Source organism: Streptomyces sp. H39-C1 (assembly GCF_027158125.1).
In the GTDB taxonomy this organism is placed as follows: Bacteria; Actinomycetota; Actinomycetes; order Streptomycetales; family Streptomycetaceae; genus Actinacidiphila; species Actinacidiphila fildesensis.
Map to the genome: position 1 here is coordinate 1 of NZ_JAPVLS010000183.1, position 6,065 is coordinate 6,065.

Consider the following 6,065-nt stretch of genomic DNA (forward strand, 5'->3'; position numbering starts at 1 on the left):
GGAACGGAGAGACGAACTCCCACTCAGCATCCGAAAGTTGAGGTCGAGACACCCCACCGTTCTACCCCAAAGCCCCCGCCCCTACCGCCCGGGGACCCACGAGATCACAACCCCACACACGCCCTAGATCTCGCCGCCGTCTTCGCCGAACTGCATCCCCTCAGGGCGATCTTGCTCGTAGACGTGCTCCCTGGCTACAACCGAGAGCATTTTCGAGGGGTTGGTGGGGTGCTGGTAGTTGCCGTCAGGCCGTTCAAGGAATTCGGGGTAATGCTGGGTCGCGTCCATACGCTCTCCTGCGGTAGGCGTTACTGGCCAAGGTTGCAGCCGAGTCCTGGCGGCATCAATGTCTCCTACCACCCCACAAACCACAACATCCCGATCTTGCCCTCCGCGTTTGTCGGAGCAAGGTGCTCGTCTGGACGGAGGGCCGATTCGACACGACGGACGACTACCAACGGCGGGCACTCACTCCTCCGGAGAAGCGTCTTGAGGGGCAACCTAAGGGCTTGCAGGGAAGCAACACCTTGATTCCCTGGAAGCCCTTAGGCTCCAAGCAGGACCGGTCCAGTCGTGAGCCGACCCCGGGCGTCAACCTGCGGCACGGGTCGATGAGATCCGGGAAGACAATCGCGTCCCTGCTGCGCTGGCCGCAACCCGCGGCGGGCGGCAGGCGATCGCCGACCGTACCCGTGACTCGATCGGCCCGAACGTGTTCGAGCCCCTGACCCATGCGAGCCTCTCCGAGGAAGTCGCCTCCCAGATGCACGACACCCCAGGTGCCCCGTACGGACTGCTGGCCGACGCTGGCCCGCTTCATGACGGCGCCCCAGTTCGCAGGTGTACCGGTGAAAACAGCACATCATCCAGAGAACAGACCCCCACAACTGAGAGATCCCCTGCCGGAACGTTCCCGCACACATCTCGCTGACCTGAGGTTTCACGGAACTCCGGTCAGAGCCAGATTCAAGCCTCTGGCCGCGATTTCGTGAAGGATCATGGTTAGGTGAAGACGGCCTCGGCCTGGTCCTATCGGAGGTGCTGAACCCAGGGATGATCTCCATACGTCTGCGTGATGGCATCTGCCAGCCACTGTCGCTGACCCGTGTCGAGTACGGGGAGTGCGGCCCCGAAGTCCTCTTCGTCCTTCGGCCGGGGTGCGTGTGCCTTGTAGAAGAGCTGTACCTCCGGAGTCAGATAGGGGACGCCTTCCACTGAGCGCGTGCCAATGCGGGTGATGCGGCGCCGGATGCGTTCGCATCTCCTGGAGACCCAGTCCTGGCCCTCCGCTTCATCGAGCATGATCTGGATCCGCCAGGGATCCGCAGGCCCGGGACGACACCAGACGTCGTGGACCTCGTTGGACAAGGGCTCTCCAGGGCGCCACGGCCGGAGAGTTCCCGGCGGGTCTGCCGCCCACCACTCCCATGTCGGCATCAGCGTCTGAACGATCCCTTGGTCGCGGCGGAGCAGCAGAACATCAATGTCGCTGTGCTCACGGAACGTGTAGCCGACCGCGAGCTCGATGGCATAGCCCCCAGCGATCCACCAAGGGACCTTGGCCGACGAAAACAGTGCTGCCACATCGGCCAGAGTTGCGGGCTCCCACGGTCCCCACGAGGTCTCGGTGCGATTCACTCCAGGAGAGTACCGATCCGTGATCGGCAAGACGACCCTGCGCTCCGGTCGCTGATCTGCGGCTTCACGGAATCGCGGGCAGAGCCTCGAATTTCCCCACCCGCCGCTCAGGTGCTGGCCAGACAGCGCACTTGGATTCCCCACGCTGGAACAGGCGGTGGGTACACCGATGGCGAGAGCGAGGTCGCCGCTGAGCGGGTTGGGGAGGAGCGCGGCTACCTATGGCCTACCTGACAAATGATCATCTGGCGGGTTCGTGGGACCAGGAGCGCGGCCAGGGGTCGGCCCCGACGCAGAACCGCCGACTCGCTGGATACGGAGAGCGAGCCGGTCGGCGGTTTGCCCGGCTGTCGATGTACTCGTCTCTGATCGTGCGGCGGTCGTGAGTTCGAGCTCTGACCAGGTAGACGGTCGGCTTGGTGACGCCCCGAGGCCGCCTCTCGGGTTTGAGCCCGGTGCCGCGACTGACGAACCTGGCGAAGAGTCGTGTCCTACCGGCTCGAGGCGCGGCCAACCGCCCCCGCCACGTCCTACTCCTCCGGCTCCCAGGCGCGGAGCAGGTCGAGCAGCCCCGCGTCTCCGTCAACCTGCAAGGAGTCGGCCTGGATACGGTCGTACAAGTAGAGGACCAACTCACTGGCCGTGCCATGGATGGAGGCGCCGGCTGCGTCCGAGTCCTCGCCGGTCGCGGCAGTGGGCACGGGGATGCGGGTGGTGCGTGCGCCGTCGCCGTCGACCGTGAGGCGCCAGGAGCGGCCCTCGGCGGCGTGGAAGTCGAAGGCCGTGGGCTTGTGCGGCCAGGCACTCTGCGCTGCGCAGACGGTGAACAGGAACTCCTCCACACCGACGAGTGCCACCTCGAGCGGCAGCGGCTGCGGGGCGCCCCCGGCGAGCTGGGCGTCGTACGTGTGCACCGTGGTCTCCTGGACCCGGTGCCGGGCGACTCCGCCAGAGGTCCGCGGCGTCTGCAGGGCACTCCACCACGCCCAGCAGCCGGCGTCCGGTCCTGCCTCGCGCAGGGCGCTCAGCAGAACCTGCGTCGACGCGGCCAGCCAGGCCAGCAGTGCCTCACGCTCTCGCGGCACTTCCAGAGCGGCGCGCGCAGCGGCGGCCTCGGCCGGGGGAGCGTCGGCAGGCCCCGCGCCGACGATGGCGGCCCAGAAACGGTCTCTCCCACCCAGGTGCTTGACCAGATCGAACAGCGTCCACCCGGGGCAGGTCGGCACCTGTGCGTCGAGACTGGGCGCGGCGGCGACCACGGCGCGGAAGGCGGTCGACCGTTCATCGATCAGTCGCAGCAGGTCAGGCAACTCAAGATTCTTTTCCACGCCGGATGTCTATCACCGTCCTCCGGTGATCGGACAGCGATTTTCACAGTCGCCGCCGCATGGCCATTGCGGACGTCGTCCTCGCCTCCCATCGCTCGGGTGACAAGCTGCGCACTGCTGCGAGGACGCTGGTGGGGGCGGTACGCCCGGCGTCGTGCCTGTGGGTGCCGACGGACGCCTGGGCGAGTGGGATGGTTGCGAAGGAGCCGAGCGCGTCGTAGGAGTAGACGCGCGCCAGCCGGTCCTCGGGGATCTCCTGACGTCGATGTCGAAGTCGTCGTGGCCAGCGAACGCGACCGCCTCCGGGTGGAGCGGGACCGCCTCACCGGGGGCGACGTGCCGCCGGACCCTACAGGGACGGGCGACTCCGGCCTTCGATGCACGCGCAATCAAGTGGGGAATCGAGAGCGAACCTGGACGTTTTCGCGGCTCTGGCCGGAGTTCCGTGAATTCGCAGGCCGGACTCCAGGGAACGCCGCATGCGACGGAGGCTCGCCGCAGGAAGTGACAGGGCTAGAAAGGAGGTTGCCAGCCGCCCAGTGCGTCTTGTGGCCGGGCGGAGGCCAGGATCCCGTTTCGCCTGCAAGGGGCCACAGGCGGCCCACCCATTCACACTCCGGGATCGCGCCTTCCCAGTCGTCGGTACACCGGTCGGCCCAGGCCCGACCCACCATCACCGGCCGGCTCACCACGCCGCTCGCGACCTCCTGCACCCGCACCACCAGACCGAGCCCGTTCACTCCAGGATTCCCCCGTGGACCGTAGGACACATCGAGCACCTCACACCCGTGAGCGTGCAAGAGGAACCGTTCCAGATCGGCTGGGACGCAGGCCGTCAACTCCCTTCCCCAGAGCGTCACCTGGGGTCCGTAAGCCGCATCAACCGCGACGCAGAACAACCGGTCCTCGACGAAGTAGGCGTACACAGCAGGCTCCGCGCGCCCCGTGCCGAACTCCACGCCGAGGGTTTCCCGGAACGAGGGGTCAGCCTGGAACCGACGCATCTCGATCATGCCCGGCAGCACCGCGGAGACCTCAGCGATCCGCATGCCGAAACACAGCGGCCCGACGCCTTCCAGGGGCAACAAGTCCCAGCCCAACCGGGCTGGCCCCTTCGCGGCACCTCGAATCTCTGCTGCCGCCATCCCTCCACCCGTCTTCCGTCCACACCGAGCCGCGCCGATTCCCGGCGCTCAGCATCACCCTGGCATTACACCAAGCTCAAGATCGTTCACGGAACTCCGGGCAGAGCCGTTTTCGCAGATCCTCATCAACGAAGACGGAACGACACGACTCCGCAACGGCCACCACCGGCCCCGCACCGTGACCACCGCGGCAGGTCCCGTCGAGGTCACCGCACCCCGGGTGAACGACCGTCGAGTGGACGAGGCCACCAGCGAGCGCAAACGGTTCTCCTCGAAGATCCTGGCCCCGTGGTGCCGCAAGTCCCCGAAGGTCTCCGAGGTACTGCCGCTGCTGTATTTGCACGGACTGTCCTCGGGGGACTTCGTACCCGCGCTGGAGCAGTTCCTCGGCTCCGCGGCCGGCCTGTCGCCGGCGACGGTGAACCGGCTGGCGAAGCAGTGGAGCGACGACCACGCGGCTTTCCAGGAGCGGGATCTGTCCGACCGGGACTTCGTGTAGGTGTGCGCCGATGGGGTGCACCCGAAGATTCAGCTCGGGCAGACCCATAGCTGTGTCCTGGTGCTGCTCGGGGTGCGGCTCGACGGCACCAAGGAGCTGCCTGCGGAAGGCGCTGGCTGAGGTCTTTCCCGCTGCCCGGCACCAGCGCTGCTGGGTCCACAAGCCCCGGATCATCACAAATTGCCTGCCGAAGTCTGCGCAGCCGGGCGCGACGAAGGCGATGCGGGAGATCTACAACGCCGAGGACCGCGCGCACGCCGAAGGCCATCGAGGCGTTCGCGCGCACTTACGGCGCCAAGTGGCCCAAAGCCGTCGTGAAAATGGTCGACGACCGGGACGAACTGCTGGCGTTCTACGACTTCCCGGCCGAGCATTGGGTCCACCTTCGGGCCACGAACCCCATCGAGTCCACCTTCTCCACGGTCAAACTGCGGACGGAGGTCACCCGCGAGGCCGGCAGCCCGGCCGCGGCGCTCGCGATGGTGTTCAACCTGGTCGAGTCCGCCCAGGACCGCTGGCGCGCGATCACCGGAGCCCATCTGATTGCCCTGGTCCGCTCCGGCGTCAGGTTCGAGAACAGCGTCCTGGTCGAGCGCGAAGAGACCGCGGCAGCCTGATCAAACGCCACCTGATCCAAAGATGCGCTCGTCGTGCCAATCAGGAACCGTTGTGCTGCCGGAGAGCCAGTCACGTCGCAGAATCGCATACCCAACGGCGTCACGAACAGTGCCGTCGGCTGCCGGCCACGCGTCGCGATAGTGCGCTTCCTTCGCGTAACCACACCTTTGAAAAGCACGGCGCATCGCTACGTTGTCCTGACGAGTGGTGCCCTCGATCCGCTGGACCTGGGCGAACTCGGTGAACACGTACCTGGTGAGCCAGGTCAGGGCCTGTCCTCCGAGGCCCCGCCCTCGGAGCTCGGAACGGATCCGCAGATCGAACAGCGGCGTGTCGTCACACAGGTCCATCAGCCGGACAACGCCCGTTCGCTCACCGGCAACCGTGATCCAGAACGCCCGGTTGTCCTGGCCGTCATAGCGGCCCTCTCCAATCCACTGCCGGGCTTCGGCCTGGTCAACAACGTCCGAGCCGTGGAACGGCCACGTGTCGCCCGAGAGGAAGTCGACCAGTTCCTCTGCGTCGGTCGACGTGAAGCGTTGGTAGGTGATCTCCATGACCGCACTGTAGTGACGGAGACACCAGCCCGGAACCGATTTTCCAGGCCACCGACGGAACGTCATGCCGGGCGGCGAGGAGTTTCAGAGGTAGACGCTGAGCCCGGTCGGCCAGCCCCGAGCCAGCCCGATCACCCAGACCTTGGGACGTCCAGAGTCGAGTGATCCACAACTATTGACAATTGCTCACGACCTCACCCTGACATCACACCCACCGAACCACCCCCCACCGAACCACCCCCCACCGAACCACCCCCCACCGAACCACCCCCCACCGAAC

5 protein-coding genes and 1 pseudogene are annotated in these 6,065 nt (G+C 66.5%); 1 reads left to right on the top strand and 5 read right to left on the bottom strand.

Annotated elements, in window-relative coordinates; translation table 11 throughout:
• Positions 1-123: 123 nt before the first annotated feature.
• From O3W51_RS46795 to O3W51_RS46810, 4 genes are all read right to left on the bottom strand, one after another.
• A complete protein-coding gene (locus O3W51_RS46795) occupies positions 124-288 on the bottom strand; it encodes a hypothetical protein (RefSeq protein WP_269290115.1) in 165 nt (54 codons plus the stop codon).
• Positions 289-1,029: 741 nt separating this feature from the next.
• Positions 1,030-1,638 carry a nucleotidyltransferase domain-containing protein gene (locus O3W51_RS46800; protein ID WP_269290117.1) on the bottom strand — a complete coding sequence of 203 codons (609 nt, stop codon included), beginning with the start codon at positions 1,636-1,638 and terminating at the stop codon, positions 1,030-1,032.
• Between the two features lie 530 nt (positions 1,639-2,168).
• A complete protein-coding gene (locus tag O3W51_RS46805) occupies positions 2,169-2,966 on the bottom strand; it encodes a maleylpyruvate isomerase family mycothiol-dependent enzyme (protein ID WP_269290118.1) in 798 nt (265 codons plus the stop codon).
• 389 nt (positions 2,967-3,355) lie between these two features.
• Positions 3,356-4,111, bottom strand: a complete 756-nt coding sequence (locus O3W51_RS46810) for a hypothetical protein (protein WP_269290121.1) — start codon at positions 4,109-4,111, stop codon at positions 3,356-3,358.
• 148 nt (positions 4,112-4,259) lie between these two features.
• Between O3W51_RS46810 and O3W51_RS46815 the strand changes: the two are divergent.
• Positions 4,260-5,227 (top strand): annotated as a pseudogene (locus tag O3W51_RS46815) (transposase); the annotation flags it as partial.
• On the opposite strand, the gene O3W51_RS46820 reads toward O3W51_RS46815, so the two are convergent.
• A complete protein-coding gene (locus tag O3W51_RS46820) occupies positions 5,228-5,785 on the bottom strand; it encodes a GNAT family N-acetyltransferase (protein WP_269290119.1) in 558 nt (185 codons plus the stop codon). It lies immediately after the preceding pseudogene.
• Positions 5,786-6,065: the final 280 nt, after the last annotated feature.